This is a genomic window from Arenibacter antarcticus, from assembly GCF_041320605.1.
Classification (GTDB): Bacteria; Bacteroidota; Bacteroidia; order Flavobacteriales; family Flavobacteriaceae; genus Arenibacter; species Arenibacter antarcticus.
Window position 1 is genome coordinate 3,424,928 of the sequence record NZ_CP166679.1, and the last position, 19,973, is coordinate 3,444,900.

The following is a 19,973-nucleotide window of genomic DNA, read 5'->3' on the forward strand; positions in this document are numbered from 1 at the left end:
TAAATTTAAGGGGATACTGGTGGGGAGTAGTTTAGATATTACACAACTAAATTAGAATGAGGTCAATTTAAAAATTGGATTCTAGATTGAAGCTAGCATGTCAATAGGCAATTCAAATCCAAATTTCGAGATAATCGACTTTTACATCCTATATTAAATGTAAAATTTACTATTTATCGTTTTAAATGGTAGTTTTAACTACGATTAATAAAATAAAAAAAACTTAGCTGTTTCTTTGATTTATAGATACAAGGCAAATTTATACCTAAATGTACAAAAAAATTAGCATATGTCTGGTAGGGAGCGAAGATGCCCATAAAAGAATTGGTTTGGCACAATGCCTTATGCGAGATAATTTTGAGGTAACCATATTGGGTACAAAGGAATACGATTACCCCGAGGATATACAATATATCGGATATAGTTTAAATAGAAAATTTAATCCTATATCCGATGTAAAGACGATAATGGAATATAGAAATATTCTAAAAAAAAACAATTTCGATATCGTTCAAACCTTTGATACCAAACCAGCTTTTATTCTTCCATTTGCAGCTATTGGATTGAATACGAAAATAATTAGGACAATTACAGGTATGGGTACTATCTTTATGTCTAATGAACTTAAGTTTAAGGTCTATAGAATATTTCATACTATAGCCCATTTCGCAATTAGAAGGAGAGTTACTCATACTACTTTCCAAAACGAGGATGACAGAGGATACTTTTTAGAAAATAAGTTGGTAGATTTATCCAATAGTTCACTAATTTTTGGCAGTGGGATAGACCTCTCCAATTTAACCAATAGGACAAAAGAAACAAACGACGTTTTTACTTTTATATGTGTCTCTAGATTGGTATATGAAAAAGGGATAATTAATTATCTAGAAGCTGCAAAAATCTGTAAAGAGAATAATTATGAATTCAAATTTTTATTAGTTGGACCGTTGGAAGAGGCCTCTAAACGATTAAATTTAGAAATTCTTGAGAAATACAGTAAGGTTGTAGATTGGTTGGGTCCTAGAGCAGATATAAAGGAGTTAATGCTTAGCGCTGATGCCTTTGTTCTACCAACCTTTAGAGAAGGATTTTCCAGGGTTTTGTTGGAAGCCTCCGCTTTAGGGTTGCCTAGTATTACAACAAATGTTCCTGGGACAAATGAAATAATAAGACATTTAAAAGAAGGTCTTCATGTTGAAGTGGACAATTCCGAGGACTTGGCGAATGCCATGATACGTTTGGCAATGGATAGACCGCTGGCCAAACAGATGGGAGATAAAGCTAAATTACATGTAAAACAATTTAGTTTGAACGTTATTAGTGGCAAGTATATAGAGTTATATAAAAAAGCAATATGAAGATACCGTTTTCACCACCTTATATTAACGATTCAGTTAAGAATGAAGTTATGGATTCATTGGAATCCGGATGGATTACCACTGGACCCAAAGTTAAAAAGTTAGAAAGTCAGATAGCTGCGTTGACCAAAGCTCCCCAAGTGCTATGTGTTAACTCGTGGACTTCGGGGGCAATACTGATGTTAAAGTGGTTTGGAGTACAGCCTGATGACGAAGTAATTTTACCAGCTTACACCTATTCTGCTACTGCCTTGGCAGTGATTCATGCCCATGCAAAACCTGTTATGGTAGATGTGAACGAAGATTTTAATATATCATTGAAGGCGATTGAAAAGGCAATTACCAATAAAACCAAAGCAATAATTCCTGTAGATATCGCTGGATGGCCATGCGACTATCCGGAGATAAACCAATTGGTTATACATAAAAAAGGATTATTTAAACCCGACAATGAAATTCAGGAAATGTTGGGAAGAATTCTGGTTATTTCAGATGCCGCCCACTCTATAGGCGCGGCCTATGAGGGTAAGCAGACGGGAGTTTTGACCGATGTGACCATTTTTTCTTTACATGCTGTAAAAAATGTAACTACTGCTGAGGGGGGGGCAATATGTTTAAATATGCCTGCTCCATTCGATAATGAGGAACTATATAATACCTTACGGTGCTATTCGTTAAACGGACAAACTAAGGACGCTTTTACAAAGAGTAAGGCTGGAGCATGGAGTTACGATATTATTTTTCCTGGATTAAAAATTAATATGCCCGATGTATTGGCAGCTATAGGAATAGGCCAGATGGAAGAATATATCTGCAAAACACTTCCCGAACGAATACGTATTTTTGAAGCATACAACGAATATTTATCGCAACGGGAATGGGCAATTTTACCAAAATATAAGTCAAATAAAAAACAATCTTCTTGTCACATTTACGCCTTAAGGGTAAGTGGTATAAACGAAGAGCAACGAGATCAAATTATTACTTTGATCTCAACGTATGATGTGGCGGTAAACGTGCATTTTAAACCATTGCCCTTACTTTCATTATTTAAGGAAATGGGGTATTCAATTGCTGATTTTCCAATTTCCTATAAACAATATTCCAATGAAATATCCCTTCCTATATACCCGCAATTAACAGATGAGGAAATTACTTATATTGTAAAGGCTGTATGTGAATCGGTAGAACAAGTACTATATGCTCAAGAGAAGCTTTGATATTTTAAGTTCTGGAGTGGGTTTACTAGTTATATCCCCCATATTAGGCATGGTATCCATTGCTATTGCAGCCTCTTCAAAAGGGGGGATATTTTACAGGCAAAGCAGGGTTGGTCTAGATGGAAAGATTTTCAATATTCTGAAATTTAGGACCATGTATACGGGAGCGGATAAACAAGGCCTATTAACTGTTGGTGATAGGGACCCACGGGTGACACCTACGGGGTATTATCTAAGAAAATTTAAATTAGATGAATTACCGCAATTATTTAATGTTTTTATTGGGGAAATGAGCATGGTAGGGCCCAGGCCCGAGGTGTCCAAGTATGTGGACCTGTATGCTGCAGAGGATAGAATTGTTCTCTCCATTAAACCTGGAATAACAGATTATGCTTCCATTTATTTTAGGAACGAAAATGAGATTTTAAAATCGTCCAGTGATCCCGAAAGGAAATATATAGAGGATGTTTTACCAAGAAAATTGGAATTAAATAAAAAATATATAGCGGAAATGGGGATATGGACCGATATAAAAATTATTTTTTTAACTATTACATCTATATTTAAAAAAGATGAAGATAGCGAAGTTTTAGAGAGGTAATACCAACAATATTAACGTATAATCCATAGAAATACAAGATAAATTGGGGAGTTTTATATTTAATAAGAAATTGATGTTATTTTCCTTTTTTGAATATTTTTGGTCTATTGACTAACCTATTATTTTGACCGCCACCTCTTGTTATCAGATGCACTTTATAAATAACAGTAATTGAATCACCAAAAGAGCTGTTGTGATTTAGGAAAAATACATTATTAAATTAATGATGGCTGGCAATTAGTTTTTTTGAAGAATTATTTGGCTATATCTGGGGGATACAAAATTATTTTTTCAAGCCAATTTAAGCACTTTTTCGGTAACGTAAGAGATAATTGAAATAACTCGTTCCTGCTCTTCTTCGGTAAGGTTTGATCCGCTTGGCAAACAAAGTCCACGTTGAAAGATGTCTTCCGAAGTGCCGTCTAAAAAGGATGGAGATTCTTGAAATATAGGTTGAAGATGAAGCGGCTTCCACAAAGTTCTAGAATCAATATTCTCTTTTTCTAAAGCGAGGCGTATTCGTTCTCTGATCTCAAAGGAAGAGGTTAAAATACAAGATAGCCACCTGTTGGAAAAATAATCTTTTGGCTCATCTAGAAATTCGATTTCTGGAATATTTTGAAGTCTGTCTTTATAATAGTCGTAGATGTCTCTCCTAGACTGAACTCGGTTTTCTAGGACTTCCATTTGCCCCCTTCCAATTCCGGCAAGTATGTTACTCATCCTATAGTTATAACCAACTTCTGAATGTTGGTAATAAGGAGCCATATCACGAGCTTGTGTAGCCAAATAAATAGCCCTGTTCTTTGTTTCCAGATTTTTGGCAACCAAGGCTCCACCTGCAGAAGTAGTTATTATTTTATTGCCGTTAAAGGAAAATACACCCAAATCACCAAAGCTTCCACATTTATCCCCTTTATATTTGCTGCCAAGTGCCTCCGCACTATCTTCCAAAATAGGAATGTTATATTTATCCGCAAGATTTCTGATTTTATTAACCTTATATGGCATACCATAAAGGTGTACTGCTATAATGGCCTTTGGTTTTTTGCCCTTGGCTATTCTGTCTTTAATTGCTATTTCTAGCAAGTCAGGGGAAAGGTTCCATGTGTCTCTTTCGCTATCCACAAATATTGGCGTGGCACCAAGATATAAAATAGGGTTGGCAGATGCTGCGAAGGTCAAGGATTGGCATATTACTTCATCCCCTTTAGATACTCCAAGTAATAATAACCCTAAATGTATTGCAGCAGTCCCAGAATTTAAAGCAGCTACATGGGTATCTTCCTTGATAAAATTACAAAGTAAATTTTCAAAAACATCAATATTATTTCCAACTGGCGCTATCCAATTTTTATCGAAGGCTTGTGTAATATAATCTTGCTCTGATCCGCACATATGCGGTGGCGATAAGTATATTTTTTTCGGGGGAACCAAAATAGATTAAATTTAAGATTAAATTTAAAAGTGATTACTTCATGCGTCAAGCTAGGTAAAGATAGTTTAAATTGATTTAATTTTTTTTACGATTACACGAAAATCGATGTAATCGTTATTAATTCGTTATGTTAAACAATTTAGGCTGTTCTAGGTTATCTTTTGTTACAAACATTAGAAATCAGAAGCTTAGTAGAAAACACCTATTGACTAATAATGATCAAAAATCCTTGTAATATGGGGTAGGGGGATGCGATAGTTAAAGGGGGTTTTTTTTAGAGGCATTGTTCTCGGTGCCCTTAAAAGCCTCCATGGTTTCAGTTTTGCTTGCGGAAACCCCTTCCTTATTTACTATTTTTTTAAACGTTTTGGCCACTATTATGAGGTCTGTTGCAAGGCTGATATTATCTACATACCATACATCGTACTCAAATTTTTGTTCCCAGCTAATGGCATTTCTACCATTAACTTGTGCCCATCCAGTAATCCCTGGTCTAACATCATGGCGCCTAGCCTGTCTATTGTTATATAGGTCGAGGTATTGGATTAGAAGAGGTCTAGGTCCTACCAAAGACATTTCCCCTTTAAGTACATTGATCAATTGAAGAATTTCATCCAAAGAGGTATCCCGCATTAGTTGACCTATTTTGGTGATACGCTCTGTATCTGGCAACAAACGATTTAAGTGATCTTTCCGATCGTTCATTGTTTTAAATTTTAAAATAGTAAATATCTCACCATTCCTTCCCGGTCTTTCTTGAAAGAAAAAGGGCTTTCCATTATTAACTATGGCGAGTACTAGAATGAGCGCGATAATTAAGGGACTTAATACCACTAAAATCATAATTGAAATACAAAAATCTAGGACAGGTTTTAAAATTTTCGAATACATCTTAAAGAATTAATTTAGGCTAAGTTCTAAGATAGATATTTTATATTCTAACCTTATAAATATACAGAAATGATTCCAGAAGATTTTATGGGTTAATTTATCAGTTAGCATGCCTCGACCAACAGCAGTTCGTTTCAGATCTTTTAGTCTTACCTACGGAGTAAGTAACTTTGTGCTATGACAATTAAAAACCAATATATATCTACCTATGAAATGAGCATGACCGAAATCTGGTTGCAAATACGAATGAAGATATGTGAACCTGACTGCCGTCAGGCAGGCTCGCATATGACCTTCAAAAATCAATACATACATATCTACATATGAAAATGGTTGATGGAGATGAAATTCATTAATCACAGTTGAAAAATAACCAACTAATGATTTGTGTACATTTTAATTCAAATTATCCTTTTAAGGATAAATATAATACTATAATGTTAATTGTATTTGTATTCTCGTTGTCCCTAATTATGATTTCCCCATCCGAATTTAAACCTCCAATCGAGAATCAAGAGAAATGTTATATGCATTATTTATTATGATTTATATGCTTGTTTGTATAAGTTCTAATAAGGGAGTGGCAACCAACCAAATTTTAACGGATTTATAAACTAAGTTGTTGGAAGTGTTTATTATATGGTACATGGTGTTTTAGGTCCGACTTTTAACCACTCTACTGGTATTAATTACAAAAAAATATAAAATTCTGGTAGATAAGGATTTGGCTACGATAGACCTTGATTTATTATTTTCAAAATATTATGGTTGATTAGGTCAACATTAAATCTCCGTTCTGCTAATTTCCGACTTTCTATTCCCATGTCTTCTATTTTACCTGAATTTTCTAGGAAATAGCGCATTGCAGTTGTTAAGGAGTCTAAGTGGAGGGGTTTTATTAATATTCCGTTTAACCCTCTGTAAACAGTCTCTTTGCAGCCTGGAGTATCAGTTGTGATTATAGGTAGTCCTATGGACAGGGCTTCTAAAATAGATCTAGGGATGCCTTCCCGATAATAGGTGGGCAGTACAAAAACATCGGCCTCACTTAAAAGAGAGAGTACATCTTTTTGAAATCCGTGATAATGAATAATGTTTTGATGGTGCAGTTGTTCTAGCTCCTTTATACTGATGGATGAAGGGGAAGTATCAGGATTACCAATGATATGAAATTCAGCTTGTGGGAATTCTGCTTTAAGGATTTTTGCCGAATTCATGAATAACTCGGTACCTTTTTCCCGTATCAAACGGGCAACGAATATAAATTTAATCTTTTGGGAGGAGTTGTTGTTCCGTCTAAAAGGATATCGCTCTAGGTGAATTCCCGAGCCATCCACAATAGTGGTATTTTGGGATGGAGATATAATTTTTTTATCCCTAAAAAGTGCCAAATCGTCTTCATTTTGGAAAATCACCGTCCTGTTTTTCCGAAGCGCTATCCTATAGAGGAATTCACTTATCTTTTGTAAGATTCGGGCATTCTTAGAGCCTTTGCTAAAAGTGAAACCAAGGCCGGTGATAAGTGAAATAACCGGAGTTTGGGTGATGCGAGCAGCAAGAGATCCGTAAATGACTGGTTTAATAGTATATGGAAAAATAATCTCAATGTTGTTTTCTGTGATTATATTTTTTATAGAAAGAATAGATAATAAATCTTTCCAAGGGTTAAGACCTGTCCTTTGAAGTTTATATGCTATGGGAACTACCCCCATATTGGTTAATTCGTGGGCAGTGGATTGATCTAAATCGGGAGCTGCTGCAAAAACCCGGTATCCGTTCTCAATAAGGGTGTTCATCATATCCCCTCTAAAACTGATTAGGGATTTGTCTAAGGAACACAATATCAAAATTCTAGTAGGGGCTTTCCGTGTCATTTAAATATTCAGTATGTTAAGTATATTTAATAATGAAAATTAGCGGTTCATCCTTAATTACTATCCGAATAACTTTTTAATCATCAATATTACACAGATATATTTACTTTTAACCTAAACAACATTCTTATTTTTTAATTTATGGGCACTGCAGGTCAGTTTGTAATATCGTTAGATTTTGAACTCTTTTGGGGGGTTCGCGATAAACGAAGAATTGAGGATTATGGATCTGCAATGGAAAAGGTGCATGAAATAGTACCCAATATATTAGAATTGTTTAGGGAGTATGAGATAAAAGCAACATTTGCAACGGTTGGATTATTGTTTGCAAAGGATAGAATGGAAATGACATCGTTTTCTCCTTCTGTTAAACCCCAATATAGGGATTCTAATTTGTCGCCCTACACGGATGGTTTTAAATTGGTAAAAAGCAATGCCGATGAAGATCCTTATCATTTTGCACTGCCTTTAATAGAAATGATCAGGGATAATTATCCTGAGCATGAAATTGGGACCCATACTTTTTCCCATTATTATTGTCAGGAGGTGGGGCAGACCGTAATAGATTTTAAGGCAGATTTGACTGCTGCGATAGAAATAGCAAAAGCAAAGGGAATGGAGTTGCACAGTTTGGTTTTTCCACGAAATCAATATAATCCTGAGTATTTAGCAGTATGCAGGGAAATGGGCATTTGGACCTATAGGGGCAATGAGAAAGCATGGTACTATGCGCCAGACAGCAAAGAAGGGACCACCTTAAAGAAAAAGATATACAGGACTTTGGATTGTTATGTAAATATTTCTGGACACAACTGCTATACGTTAAGTAAATTGAAGTCTCAGCTGCCTTATAACATTCCTTCAAGTCGTTTTTTTAGGCCATATGCGGCTAAAGGGGGCAGGCTGGTGGAGTACCTAAAGCTAAAGAGGATAAAAGAAAGTATGACACATGCCGCCAAAAATAATTCAATGTATCACCTATGGTGGCATCCGCATAATTTTGGGCAACATACAGAGCAAAACATGGAAACCCTAAAATCTGTTTTGGAGCATTATAAAAAATTGCAGCTGCAGTATGGATTTAAGAGTGTAAGCATGAAGGATTGTGCAACTCTAATTGATAATCGGTTGGGAACTGAAGAAAAGGCAATATTTGGATAAAAATATAAGCTGTATCAGATCACTGATTCAGCTATATACGATATGCACTCAATAGATTTAGTTATTTCCCTAAAAGGTTTTTAAACTACAATTGAGCTATAAAGGGACGTCACCATTAGGTACACTAAATTGTGATTTTTAAAATGTAACTTCTTTAAGAAATTTTTCCCCTTCCACTATAAATTTATTCCCTTCAGCTCCCTTATATACTTTAACGGTTTTAAAAGGTTGTGGATTGGAAAAAATGATATCATAAACAATAGGTTTCATTTTTATAAAATCATCGGACTTACTATCCAATGGGATAGATTCGACCTTTTCCGTTTCAACAGGTTGTTTTAAGTCCTTAATATTGACGTTTTGGTTTTCATTCGCGTTCAATTTAAGGGTGTGTATTAAATATTTTATTTTAGAGTAGAGAATGTTGACATCCTTATCTCTTAAAAATTGTTTCATTTTGAAGAAAAGTACGAGAAAATTTCCAGTCAATGACGATACAACAGACTTTCTGTCATACAGAATATGGTGTTCAAAATCATAGGTAGTATTGGACCATCGGGTTTTGTATTCATAGGTGCCTTTAGAATAATCAAAAGTTTCGAATCCATTTTCAAAACACCAGTCCATAATGTACATAATCAATAAATGGCCTAAGTTGTATTTACGAAAATCAATATCAAAAGTGGTAATCGCGAAATAAAGTTCTTTTTTAGAAGCAAAACAGATAGATGTTGCTACAATTTCATCATTTGCATACAATACATTCAATGAGGCTGTTTGGTCTAAAATCATATTATAACATAACTCTCTATAATAATCCTGGTTTGTTATAATGTCATTTTCCATTCCCAGATCATTCCATCTCTTTTTAATTAGATTCAATAAATTATCAAAGTTATGGTTGTATTCTTCCAAATTTATAGTACCATAAAAAACTTTGAAGTTAGTGTTAAAATTAGTTTTTAGTCTTTTGTCCCATTTTTTAATATTGGATCTGCTTTTTGCAGAGAAATGTCGGGAAAAGAAATCTTCAAAATTTTTATATCCGGTTAAATTAGTTAGATGCCCCTTATATTGGGTTATTTTTTTAACCTTTAAATACGAATGATCATCTTTAATGTTTTCTGAAAGTTTAAAGTGAGACAACACATCATAAATAAGAAAAACCTTGCCTCTACAATCATTTTCAGTATTTCTTAATTGGTAAGTCATACCGTTTGTGATGTTCTTTCCTATGTTATAATAGAATAACTTTCGGTTATCTTTCAAAATTTAACTGATGTAATACTGTTAAAACTTAAAGGAGTGTCATTGTTTCCAAAATATTTTAGCCAAGTATTTGTAAAACTTTTTGTAAAGAAAGGGTTTATATTATCCATGAGGAGATATCTTTGGAAGTAGTTCTATTAAAACTGAAAGTCAAATTTGTAATCTCATTAATTTTAATCTCAGAGAATAGTTGATTTGTATAGAACTAGGTAGTGTTAAGATGATGACTATTGAATTCCTTTTATGGTTTGAAAGTACTCCTTCATTAGATAATCGGGGATATCTGAAAATGTTACCCGCTTTCTAAACAAGAACCATTTTACCTGTCTATAAGTATATGGTTTAAATCCGGCGTATGCCATTGATCGTGTTGTGTTTTTGTTACTAATCTCTCCAAAAGAAATTGTATGCTTTGCTCCCAATTTTTTACCCAAGTCCGATATTTGATATAGTACCGCAGGAAATATACCTAATCCCCTAAATTTGGGGTTAGTAAATACATTTTCAATTAGCATTTCATCTTTAGAAAGGGTTGGGAAGGTATAGCCCCAATAACTTTTTAATTTTTGATTTTGAGAGGAATCAATTAACCAACAACGAAAACACGGTACATCATCTTTATTTACGGCCACATAGCAGGTGTTTAACCTTTCTATTAAACCAGTGGTGCGGTTATCCAAAAAATTACTATTATCACTTTCTATTGATTCTCTGATGGAGATAGGGATTAGAGCTTTTCTTGCTTTTAGTCCATGTTCCAAATCTAATCTAAATCCTAATGCATTTTCGACCGAATAAATTTTTTTCACAAATATATTCCAAAAAAACTTGTAATCGCCCTGAGCAATTAAGCTCATAGTTACATTAATTATTTTACGCATATTGTCTCCGTCATTAAAATTGAATAGATGTCTAAATTATATTTAAGCGGGGGATTACAGTTAACATATTAATACCTATTGTTTTATTTGGCATATTTTAAACTACAAATCTTTTACCACATTAGGAAATGATTACTTACTAATTGTTGCTTTTTTAAGAGAAGTCTTTTTCAATTTCAAAACAAAATTATCCAAGGCAATCAAAAATATTTTTTAGGAAATATTTTCATAAATGTTGCAATACCATTTTTGAAAACAGTAATAGGCCCAAACTCTATAAGTACTATCCTTTTTACCACTCAGGTGTTCTTCTACCAAGTTGGTCACGTAATTTACTTGAAATATATTTTGTGTTACCAAGAATGTGGGTTCTATATACGATTCCATTTCCCTTCTAAGACTAGATCTTAACCAATCACCCACTGGAGAGCCAAAGCCTTGCTTGCTTTTGTCAAGAAATCCTTCAGGAAACTCGTGTTTAAAAGCCTCTTTTAAAATATACTTCTTGTTCCAGCCTTTCATTAAATAACTTTCGGGCAGACTGTTGGCAAAATCCCATAATTTTTTATTTAAAAAAGGGGCTCTGCATTCCAAGGAATTGAGCATACTGGTCCTGTCAACTTTAGCCAGCATGCCACCTTCCAAACTAATGATTTTATCAATAAACCGATAATCTGTTAGGGAGTTGGGTTTGGTGATTTTAAGTTTATTCTTATACTCATCAAAGATACCTTCATTAAATAGGTGTGGTTGAAGTAAAGGTTTTAATTGAGATTCGGTATTTGCCAAAGAAATGATATCCCAATAATAATTTCCCTCGTAGTTTACGGTATTCAACATTTTGTTGGCTTTAAACCTACGTCCTCTTTTGTCATCTTTGGTCGTAAGAAGTGGGGAGATGCAGTTTAGAACATAATTATGTAGGGTTTTGGGAACTAATGTAGTATATCTACTATTTATTTTTCCCACATAATACTTGTTGTATCCTCCAAATATCTCATCACCTCCATCCCCGGTAAGGGCAACTTTTACATGATCGCTTGTCTTTTTGGAGACTAAATAAGTAGGTAGCGCTGCTGTATCCGAAAATGGTTCGTCGAAATTCAATAATATTTCATGAATATTATGCTTTAAATCGTCCTCTCCAATGATGAACTCATGATGTTTACTATTAATTTGTTTGGCAACTAGTTGTGATTTATCGGTTTCGTCAAATGAGCCTTTTTTAAACCCTATGGAGAATGTGTTAATTCTCTCCTCCTTCATTTGGGAAAGACATAATGAAACCACTGAAGAGTCTACTCCACCGGAAAGGAAGGTGCCAATAGGGACATCGGAAATAGAACGACTTTCTACAGATTCCCTAACTAGTTTCTCTGTTTGTACTTTGGCGGTTTTAAAATCAATATTGTTTTTCTCCGTTTTAAATTCCTCTTCTATACAATAAATATGATATTTTTTCAAATTAATATCATATTCCAGATAATGATTTGCCTCAAGTTTAAATATATTTTTATAGATGGAATGAGGGGCTGGAATATAGGTTAATCGAAGGAAGTGGTTTAAACCAATTGGGGAAATATCAGGTTTGGACTTTAATTTTTTGATTAGGGATTTGAGCTCAGATGCCCATATAAATTTTTGTCCACTTTGGGTATAGTATAGTGGTTTCTCACCAAAAAAATCTCTTGCAATAAAAATTTTATTTATTCTTTTGTCGTATATACTAAAGGCAAACATGCCATCCAATTTGTTAAAGGAAGAAATCCCCTCCGCTTCGTATAATTTTAGAATTACTTCGGTGTCACTATTTGTTTTAAATTGTACACCCTTACCAATAAGTTCTTGCCTAATTTTTAGGTAGTTATATATTTCACCATTAAAAACGATTACTATTTGTTGATCATTAGAAAATATAGGTTGTTTACCCGAGTGTAGATCAATGATTGAAAGCCTTCTCATTCCCATAGCAATGCTAAAGTCTTTATGGGACTCCGTAAAAACACCGTCATCATCAGGTCCGCGATGAATAATTGAATCATTCATTCCTCTTATCAACTCTAATAATTTATTAGATGTTATATTGTTTTGCGTTACAAAACCATTTATTCCGCACATTAGTTGTCTTTTTTAATTTTGAATGAATTCCCTAAATTCATTATAAATATTATCTATGTTATATCTTTTTGCCCTTTCCAAGCTTTTTTTGCTGTACCGTACTCTTTCTGTAGGATTTGTATTTAAATATTTAAGAGCTTTGGCCAAACCTATTTCATCATCTGAATTTATTAATATTCCAAATTCAGCTTTATAGAATTCGGATTTAGGTATTTCAATTTCTATATTATCATTTAGTATTTCTAACGGCCCGGAAAGACAATTAGTGGATATACAAGGTAGTCCTATGCTCATAGCCTCTAACAATGCATTAGGAAACCCCTCGTTAAAAGAAGATAAAACAAAGCAATTTGCTTGAAGCAGATAACTGTTCACATCTTTCAATAATCCGGTAAAGTTTACATTTCCGTTTAGCCCGAGTTGAGCAGAATTTTCTTTAAGGGTGGCTTGTAAATTACCTGTCCCCGCAATAGTGAGACTGTATTTTTCACCTAGTGAGGCAATTGCCTTGAGAATAATAATGTGATTTTTATTTTCATTAAGACTGCCAACTGTAATAATTTTTAATCCCGATGCACTTAATTTCAAGGATTCTGGAACAATAATTTTCTCCGGAATTTCTATAGGATTATAAATCACCTCCATAGGGATTTTAATATTAAAATTGTCCTTTAAGTCCTTATTTATATGAATGGAATTTGAAAATAATTTGTAACATTTATTATATAATAGAGGATAAAAGAATTTTGAAATATAAAATGAAATTTTATGGGTTGTATTCTTTGAAGGAAATCCTCTTTCGCTTATGTAGGTCTTAACCGAAGGATTTAATTTGGAAATTACTCCATTCATTAGGTTAGGAAGTGCTAAAAAGGATACTGCGTAAGAAATCCCTTCCTCTCTAATAATCCTATTATATCTAAAAATAAAAGAAATAGAATCAAAGAACCTTATATAGAAGGGTCTTTCCCTAGAAGAGGTAGGGCATAAAACAATGGTATTCACTCCTTCCGGGATAGTGAAATGGATATTGTTATACATTAATATCAAGGTAACGTTATAATCCAAAACTAATTTTTTTAATAAAAGACTGATCACTTTCTCTGCTCCCCCACTGCCCAAGGTAATTGCTAAAATACTTAGATTAGCACGTTTCATATGACTTATTATTTATAATGATTTTCAATCACAGTTCTAATGAGATAACGTTGGATTAGGCTCATTATTTGCGATTTAATAAAAATAACCTGATTTAATTAATAGAATTTAAATATTGTTTTAAAACTAATAATTTCCAAATAGTATATGACCCATTAGCTTTATGTGCCATATGCTGTTTGATAATAGTTTGAACCTTCCCAATGTGTATTCCCGGAATCTCTTTTAAACCCTCCGTACTAAGTTCGTCTAAAACATATTCCTTAAGCTCGGATCTAAACCATTCTGCCAAGGGCATGGTAAACCCTGCTTTTGGTCTATTAAATAATTCTTTTGGCACGTGTTTGTATAAAATATCCTTTAGAATTCTTTTTTGGTTGTTTTTCAGAAACTTATACGAGGTAGGCAGGGACCTTCCAAATTCTACTACCCGATAATCTAGGAAGGGTGATCTAGCCTCCAGACTGTACGCCATGGTTGCGCGATCTACTTTGGTATTAATATCTCCGTTTAGATAGGTTTTTAAATCGAAGTCTGAAATACGCTCGTAAATATTCTTATTGTTGTGGTACAAATAATCCCTATACGGTTCAATAATATCGTGTTCGGGGCGGTGATACCATTCCCCGTTGGTACCGCCCACCATCATTTTTATATACGCATCATTTAAGGATTTACTTTTTAGGACATTCGCGACCACATTGCTCTTATAAGAAGGGATTGCCCCCATGGGCCCAGTTATTAGAGGCCGTAAAAATCCTGGGATTTTATAGAATTTTTCGGCAATACTCATCCAATTATAACGATGATATCCTAAAAAACTTTCATCCCCAGCATCGCCAGAAAGAGCTACAGTAACATGTTTTTTAGTATGCTTAGCCAGTAATAAAGAGGGTATTGCGGATGAATCTGAAAAGGGTTCATCGTAATAATGGCTTATGTTCTTTATAATATCTAAACCTTCCTCATAATTACACTCAATGGTATGATGGTCTGTACCCAAATGTTTTGCCACCTCTTGGGCATATAAGCTTTCATCCACACTTTTGGTATTAAATTTCACCGAAAAGGTTTTTACTTTGTCAGTACTTTTAGAGGCTAGGGCAGCAACTAAAGAAGAGTCAATTCCCCCAGATAGAAATATCCCCAAGGGAACATCTGCGATCATTCTTTTTTTTACTGCATCCGTCAAAAGCACTTCCAATTCTTCTTGGGCATCTTCATAACTTCCTTGAAAAATATTTTGGCCTTTATAATCTATATCCCAATATTTGTGTTGTTTAAACCCTCCTGAGGGTAGGTGGTAGGTAAATGAATGTCCTGGAGGTAGTTTCTTTATTTCCGTAAAAATGGAGTCTGGATCAGGAATATAGCCCCATACCATATAATTGGAAATTGCTTTGTTAGAAATAGATAGATTTTTATGCTCTAATCTAATGGCGGAGATTTGGCTCGCGAATTCAAATTCGGTTCCAGAATGGTAATAATAGAAGGGTTTTTGACCTAAACGATCCCTTGCGCCAAAAAATAATTGCTGCTTTTCATCGTAAATGACAAAGGCGAACATTCCGTTAAAGTGTTCAACACAATTTTCCCCATATTCCAAATAGGCTGCACATATCACCTCCGTATCACTAGTAGTTCTAAAAGTGTGTCCTTGGTTTACAAGGATAGCTTTAATTTCAAGGTAATTGTAGATTTCCCCATTAAAAACTATGTGAATTCCTTCAGAATAAGTAAATGGCTGATTAGATCTGGCATCTAAATCTAAAATGGCAAGTCGGTTGTGGCCAAAAGTAACGGTATTATATTCCGTTTTATAAGATTGTATGCCCGTAAAATCAGGGCCCCTAAAATCAATGCGTTTGAGTTTTTTATCAAACACTTTTTGTCCATAATTAAGAGTAGTCCCGTATATTCCGCACATATATTTTTTTTTGATAATTAATTCTTAATAAGCGATAGAAATAAATTTTCATATTGCTTTAAAATTTCTTGAGTATTAAACTTTTGAATTACAGTGTCCCTAACTGTTTTCGGTTCCCATTTATCCTTGTTAAAAGATAAAAGCCTTGAAGTAAATTCCTCTGTATTGGATACTAAATACCCATTAATTCCATCTCTTATTATTTCCTTAGTTCCGCCAGGGGCATTAAAGGCAATTACAGGTGTGCCCACCACGCAACTTTCTAAGACGGCATTAGGAAAGCCTTCTACATAAGAACCTTGTAAAAACAGGTCGTTTTTACTGAGCACTTTCCCAATTTCATTAGTAAATGGGATATGGGTAATAAATTTCGTTAAAGCTAAGGCTACTATTGTTTTTTTAATTTCATTTTCTTCGGGTCCACTACCAACAATAGTATAATGAAATGAATGTGGCAGCTTGGCCAGAATGTTTAATAGTCGATCATGACCTTTTTCTTTACTAAGGCGTCCAACTGTTATATACTTTATTACGTCATCATCGCTGTTCTTTTCCTTTAAAGGGAATAGTTCTGTTATTGGATTATTGATTACTGTAATTTTATTTTTCGGAATATTATAGATTTTTTTAAAATCTATGGCCATATCCTCGGATTGACATACTACTGCGTCTATGTGATTATAGGCAATCTTGGCAAGAAAACCATATAGTTTACTGGAGTTGGAAAACTTCCCCATTTCACTTATTACACTGGCCTCCCTAATTATAAATTTACTGTTTTGAAAGAAGGGCGCCATTAAACCGAAAACAGTATTTAGATGCCCAATAGAGCTAAGGACAAGATCTGGTTTGTTTGTTTTTAGAAATAAAAAGATGGAAGGAATGCCAAATAGAACTCTCTTTTTGTTTAAAAAGGATGTTTTTGTACCCTTAGTGCAATATGCTGTATCCGTGTCGTGTCCAATGACCAATAACTGGGAATCAAAATAATCCTTGTTTACATTTTGTGCCAAAAAAGATAATATACGTTCTGCTCCTCCGGCACTCAAAGAAGGTAATATAAACGCTATTTTTGTTTTGGATTTTTTCATTTATAATATTAAACTAAAAGTTGTAATGTTAAGGATTATCTAGTTTTTCAATTAAAGTCATAGAACCCAAATTCCTCACACCATTTACCATAAATAAAAACCTTCCATATATTAGTAAAATAAATTCGGTTTCCTTCCATATGTTGATTTAATTGATATTTGAATTTTGAAACATCAAGATTTGGCACCGTATTGAGAAATTCATCGGATAATATTCTAAGAACTTCATCTTTTAATTCAACTGCGATCCAATCTCCTAGGGGAACGGAAAATCCTTTTTTAGGTTGATTAAAAACGGATTTCGGGATGTACTCTTCCAAAATATCTCTTAAGATTCGCTTTCTATTATTTTTTTGATATCGAAAGGAAATAGGGAGACTCCTTGCAAACTCTACAATCCGATAATCTAGAAATGGACTCCTAACCTCTACAGAGTAGGCCATACTGGCACGATCTACTTTAACATTACTGTCATTTTCTAACCATAATTTGATATTGAGGTCTGCGGTCTTTTGTATTGGGTCATTAGACCATTTAGTATATCCTTTATAATGGCTCAACCATTTTAGGTTTCTTTCTTTATTTAAGGAGTCAAAGCCTACAAAAACTTTAGAGATATAGTTGTTTAAATTATCCGTTGCTAATATTTCAGTTGCTGCCTTAGAACCTTTTCCAATAATTTTCATAAAGAAAGAATGGGACAGCATTTTCCGTATAAATAAAGGGATTTTAAATATCCACTTGTATTTCATTACCCATTCAAAATGGTTGTAACCTAAAAAGCTTTCATCTCCTCCATCCCCAGACAGAGCAACGGTAACATAGGGTTTGGTAACTGAATTTAATAATAGTGAGGGTAGGGCCGAATCATCCGCAAAAGGCTCATCATAAACTTCGATTAGTTTAGGAAGTAGATTTAACGAATCTTTCGCAGTACAAATAGTGGTTTTATGTTTTGACTTAATATAAGTGGTAAATTTTTCAGCTACTTTACTTTCATCAAATTTAGGGTCATCAAAACCTATGGAAAAAGTGTTTATTGGGGTGTTGGATATTTTACCTGCAATGGAGGAAATCAAAGCAGAATCAATACCCCCTGAGAGGAAAGAACCGATTGGGACATCGGATTGTAATCTGATTTTAACAGCATCAGTCAATAATTTATGGAGTTCCGTTTTTGCTTGAGAATAGGGAATTTTACGTATTTTCACTTTGTTTAAGTCCCAATAATTTGTAATTGTCATTTTTTTAGAGGGAATGTCAATTTCCATATAGTGGCCAGGAGGGAGTTTATGAATACCATCTAATATGGAATATGGACTTGGAACATAACCACAATCCAGATAAATGGAAACGGCCTCTTTATTTATTTCCTTTTTGGATGAAAGTGGCCTTAGCTGACTACAAATTTCAAATATGCCGTCTTCCCAGAAATAATAAAATGGTTTAACCCCAATTCTATCTCGTGCACAAAATAGCGTCTGTTTAGAGTTATCATAGATACAAAAAGCGAACATTCCATTAATTTTTTGGAGTATGCCCGCTCCCCATTCTTTATATCCAATTAACAAGACTTCTGTATCGGAAGTTGTTTTAAATTTATGACCTAGTTGAGATAATTCATTCTTAAGATCCAAAAAATTATAAATCTCCCCATTATAGGTAATGTAAAGTTCATCAAATTGCATAGGTTGGTCCGACCTGTGGTCTAAATCTAGTATCGATAACCTTAAGTGACCAAGGGTTACCGACTTCTTCTTAAGAATCCCTAAATTATCGGGTCCACGATATTCAATAGATTTCAATTTATCATTAATTTCTTGAATTGAAAATGGGATATTGGTAATATAGATTCCGCACATAGCTTTTTTGGTAAGGAAATTTTAATTCTTTTATTCTGATATTATTTCAGTTGATTGTTCTTCAATTTTATGTTTGCTTATTTCAGCCTGTATCCACATGGAAATAAACAATATATAACCATTATCAAAAAAATTATGGTTCGTGGTCAAAAATAGGATGACGGCAATAACAATTAGGAATAGGTGAGGGGATTCTTCAAATAGCTGTAAAGATTGTTTTATCATTAATAAATACATGATTATAAATAAAATAAAAACGAAAATTCCTGCCTCTCCCCAAATTTTTAGAAATGAATTATGTACTCCCACACTTGAGATGGAGGATTCTCCACTAAAGCTATTGTAACCATTTCCTAAAATTGGGTGATCTAAAAGTGCATCGTAATATAGGCTCCAAGTCTCTGTCCTGGAATCTTCATTTATTTCAGTAGTTTTTACTTTTTCTCCCTTGAGAATAGCACTCATTTGATCTAACCTGGGATTCTTTACTGGTAAAAACTCACCGAAAATCACAAAAGCAGTTAGTAGCCCAAAGCCATATAAAAGAACTCGGGAATTTTTGATGTCAATTTTTATAGAGATAAGGTTGGTTAACAACCAAAGAAGAATAAAAGTTCGCGAAAAGGTAAGCAGTCCCATTATGGTGAATACAATTTGTAGGAATAGCCGAAAGTTCTTATTTTGATTGGCAAAGGACATTCCATACCCAACCAGGCAAATGAAACCTGCTACATTCGGGTTTAAGTAAAAGCCACTGTAGCGCCCATAATCGATCAAGGGATTGTTAAATAATAATATTTGCATCAGGATGGTCAAAGCCCCAAGGCACAAAAATAAAGTTATTTCCCTTGTAGTAGTGTTTTTAAGCAGTTCGTAGCCACAGATCACTGTAATGAAATATTTTATGATAAACATTATAAAATCTTTGGTTTCTTCAGGTATGTATTTATCATTAACTATACTGGAGATACTAAAAAAAAGGAGACCGATAACAATCATCCATAAGTTCAATTTTGTTTTATTACTTAAAATATAATAAGCAATTAATAAAATAAAAGAAAGATAACTGATTAAACTTGCAATTCCCGCACTTTGATATGTCAAAACCGCGGTAGGTATGTTTA

Annotated in this window: 15 protein-coding genes; 4 read left to right on the top strand and 11 right to left on the bottom strand. The window is 33.9% G+C overall.

Annotated features, from left to right (window positions below):
• Positions 1–269: 269 nt before the first annotated feature.
• From KCTC52924_RS14185 to KCTC52924_RS14195, 3 genes are read left to right on the top strand one after another with little or no spacing between them, the layout of a single operon-like run.
• Positions 270–1,358 carry a glycosyltransferase family 4 protein gene (locus KCTC52924_RS14185; protein ID WP_251806723.1) on the top strand — a complete coding sequence of 363 codons (1,089 nt, stop codon included), beginning with the start codon at positions 270–272 and terminating at the stop codon, positions 1,356–1,358.
• Positions 1,355–2,578, top strand: coding sequence for a DegT/DnrJ/EryC1/StrS aminotransferase family protein (locus KCTC52924_RS14190; protein ID WP_251806724.1), 1,224 nt, complete (start codon positions 1,355–1,357; stop codon positions 2,576–2,578). The genes KCTC52924_RS14185 and KCTC52924_RS14190 overlap by 4 nt, the downstream gene beginning before the upstream one ends.
• A complete protein-coding gene (locus KCTC52924_RS14195) occupies positions 2,559–3,179 on the top strand; it encodes a sugar transferase (protein WP_251806725.1) in 621 nt (206 codons plus the stop codon). The genes KCTC52924_RS14190 and KCTC52924_RS14195 overlap by 20 nt, the downstream gene beginning before the upstream one ends.
• A 291-nt stretch (positions 3,180–3,470) precedes the next feature.
• On the opposite strand, the gene KCTC52924_RS14200 is transcribed toward KCTC52924_RS14195, so the two are convergent.
• The 3 genes from KCTC52924_RS14200 to KCTC52924_RS14210 all read right to left on the bottom strand — a co-directional run bounded on the left by KCTC52924_RS14200 (position 3,471) and on the right by KCTC52924_RS14210 (position 7,382).
• Complete coding sequence (locus KCTC52924_RS14200) at positions 3,471–4,577, bottom strand: DegT/DnrJ/EryC1/StrS aminotransferase family protein (protein WP_251806726.1); 1,107 nt, start codon at positions 4,575–4,577, stop codon at positions 3,471–3,473.
• Between the two features lie 298 nt (positions 4,578–4,875).
• Positions 4,876–5,508 carry a sugar transferase gene (locus tag KCTC52924_RS14205; protein ID WP_251806727.1) on the bottom strand — a complete coding sequence of 211 codons (633 nt, stop codon included), beginning with the start codon at positions 5,506–5,508 and terminating at the stop codon, positions 4,876–4,878.
• A 728-nt stretch (positions 5,509–6,236) separates the two neighbouring features.
• Entirely contained in the window at positions 6,237–7,382 is a 1,146-nt protein-coding gene (locus KCTC52924_RS14210; RefSeq protein ID WP_251806728.1) for a glycosyltransferase family 4 protein, read from the bottom strand.
• A gap of 141 nt (positions 7,383–7,523) precedes the next feature.
• Between KCTC52924_RS14210 and KCTC52924_RS14215 the strand changes: the two genes are divergently transcribed.
• Positions 7,524–8,543 (top strand): polysaccharide deacetylase family protein, encoded by a 1,020-nt coding sequence (locus KCTC52924_RS14215; RefSeq protein ID WP_251806729.1) that lies wholly within the window; start codon positions 7,524–7,526, stop codon positions 8,541–8,543.
• A 138-nt stretch (positions 8,544–8,681) separates the two neighbouring features.
• Here the strand turns inward: KCTC52924_RS14215 and KCTC52924_RS14220 are convergent, their stop codons facing one another.
• The 8 genes from KCTC52924_RS14220 to KCTC52924_RS14255 all read right to left on the bottom strand — a co-directional run bounded on the left by KCTC52924_RS14220 (position 8,682) and on the right by KCTC52924_RS14255 (position 19,848).
• A complete protein-coding gene (locus KCTC52924_RS14220; protein WP_251806730.1) occupies positions 8,682–9,755 on the bottom strand; it encodes a GNAT family N-acetyltransferase in 1,074 nt (357 codons plus the stop codon).
• Between the two features lie 284 nt (positions 9,756–10,039).
• Positions 10,040–10,669, bottom strand: coding sequence for a hypothetical protein (locus KCTC52924_RS14225; protein WP_251806731.1), 630 nt, complete (start codon positions 10,667–10,669; stop codon positions 10,040–10,042).
• Between the two features lie 237 nt (positions 10,670–10,906).
• Positions 10,907–12,811, bottom strand: a complete 1,905-nt coding sequence (asnB, locus tag KCTC52924_RS14230) for an asparagine synthase (glutamine-hydrolyzing) (RefSeq protein WP_251806732.1) — start codon at positions 12,809–12,811, stop codon at positions 10,907–10,909.
• A gap of 12 nt (positions 12,812–12,823) precedes the next feature.
• Positions 12,824–13,969 carry a glycosyltransferase gene (locus KCTC52924_RS14235; protein ID WP_251806733.1) on the bottom strand — a complete coding sequence of 382 codons (1,146 nt, stop codon included), beginning with the start codon at positions 13,967–13,969 and terminating at the stop codon, positions 12,824–12,826.
• A 94-nt stretch (positions 13,970–14,063) separates the two neighbouring features.
• Positions 14,064–15,896, bottom strand: a complete 1,833-nt coding sequence (asnB, locus tag KCTC52924_RS14240) for an asparagine synthase (glutamine-hydrolyzing) (protein ID WP_251806734.1) — start codon at positions 15,894–15,896, stop codon at positions 14,064–14,066.
• A 17-nt stretch (positions 15,897–15,913) separates the two neighbouring features.
• Positions 15,914–16,987, bottom strand: a complete 1,074-nt coding sequence (locus KCTC52924_RS14245; protein WP_251806735.1) for a glycosyltransferase — start codon at positions 16,985–16,987, stop codon at positions 15,914–15,916.
• A gap of 47 nt (positions 16,988–17,034) precedes the next feature.
• On the bottom strand, positions 17,035–18,849 hold the full coding sequence (gene asnB, locus KCTC52924_RS14250) for an asparagine synthase (glutamine-hydrolyzing) (RefSeq protein ID WP_251806736.1): 1,815 nt from the start codon (positions 18,847–18,849) through the stop codon (positions 17,035–17,037).
• Between the two features lie 30 nt (positions 18,850–18,879).
• Positions 18,880–19,848: an O-antigen ligase family protein gene (locus KCTC52924_RS14255; RefSeq protein WP_370671475.1), complete on the bottom strand. Its 969-nt coding sequence runs from the start codon at positions 19,846–19,848 to the stop codon at positions 18,880–18,882.
• Positions 19,849–19,973: the final 125 nt, after the last annotated feature.

What these genes read in the sequence shown, in the direction of transcription:
- KCTC52924_RS14185 (WP_251806723.1), top strand. Translation starts at nt 270, where the DNA reads ATGTACAAAAAAATTAGCATATGTCTGGTAGGGAGCGAAGATGCCCAT.
- KCTC52924_RS14190 (WP_251806724.1), top strand. Translation starts at nt 1,355, where the DNA reads ATGAAGATACCGTTTTCACCACCTTATATTAACGATTCAGTTAAGAAT.
- KCTC52924_RS14195 (WP_251806725.1), top strand. Translation starts at nt 2,559, where the DNA reads ATGCTCAAGAGAAGCTTTGATATTTTAAGTTCTGGAGTGGGTTTACTA.
- KCTC52924_RS14200 (WP_251806726.1), bottom strand. Translation starts at nt 4,577, where the DNA reads ATGTGCGGATCAGAGCAAGATTATATTACACAAGCCTTCGATAAAAAT.
- KCTC52924_RS14205 (WP_251806727.1), bottom strand. Translation starts at nt 5,508, where the DNA reads ATGTATTCGAAAATTTTAAAACCTGTCCTAGATTTTTGTATTTCAATT.
- KCTC52924_RS14210 (WP_251806728.1), bottom strand. Translation starts at nt 7,382, where the DNA reads ATGACACGGAAAGCCCCTACTAGAATTTTGATATTGTGTTCCTTAGAC.
- KCTC52924_RS14215 (WP_251806729.1), top strand. Translation starts at nt 7,524, where the DNA reads ATGGGCACTGCAGGTCAGTTTGTAATATCGTTAGATTTTGAACTCTTT.
- KCTC52924_RS14220 (WP_251806730.1), bottom strand. Translation starts at nt 9,755, where the DNA reads ATGACTTACCAATTAAGAAATACTGAAAATGATTGTAGAGGCAAGGTT.
- KCTC52924_RS14225 (WP_251806731.1), bottom strand. Translation starts at nt 10,669, where the DNA reads ATGAGCTTAATTGCTCAGGGCGATTACAAGTTTTTTTGGAATATATTT.
- asnB (WP_251806732.1), bottom strand. Translation starts at nt 12,811, where the DNA reads ATGTGCGGAATAAATGGTTTTGTAACGCAAAACAATATAACATCTAAT.
- KCTC52924_RS14235 (WP_251806733.1), bottom strand. Translation starts at nt 13,969, where the DNA reads ATGAAACGTGCTAATCTAAGTATTTTAGCAATTACCTTGGGCAGTGGG.
- asnB (WP_251806734.1), bottom strand. Translation starts at nt 15,896, where the DNA reads ATGTGCGGAATATACGGGACTACTCTTAATTATGGACAAAAAGTGTTT.
- KCTC52924_RS14245 (WP_251806735.1), bottom strand. Translation starts at nt 16,987, where the DNA reads ATGAAAAAATCCAAAACAAAAATAGCGTTTATATTACCTTCTTTGAGT.
- asnB (WP_251806736.1), bottom strand. Translation starts at nt 18,849, where the DNA reads ATGTGCGGAATCTATATTACCAATATCCCATTTTCAATTCAAGAAATT.
- KCTC52924_RS14255 (WP_370671475.1), bottom strand. Translation starts at nt 19,848, where the DNA reads ATGATTGTTATCGGTCTCCTTTTTTTTAGTATCTCCAGTATAGTTAAT.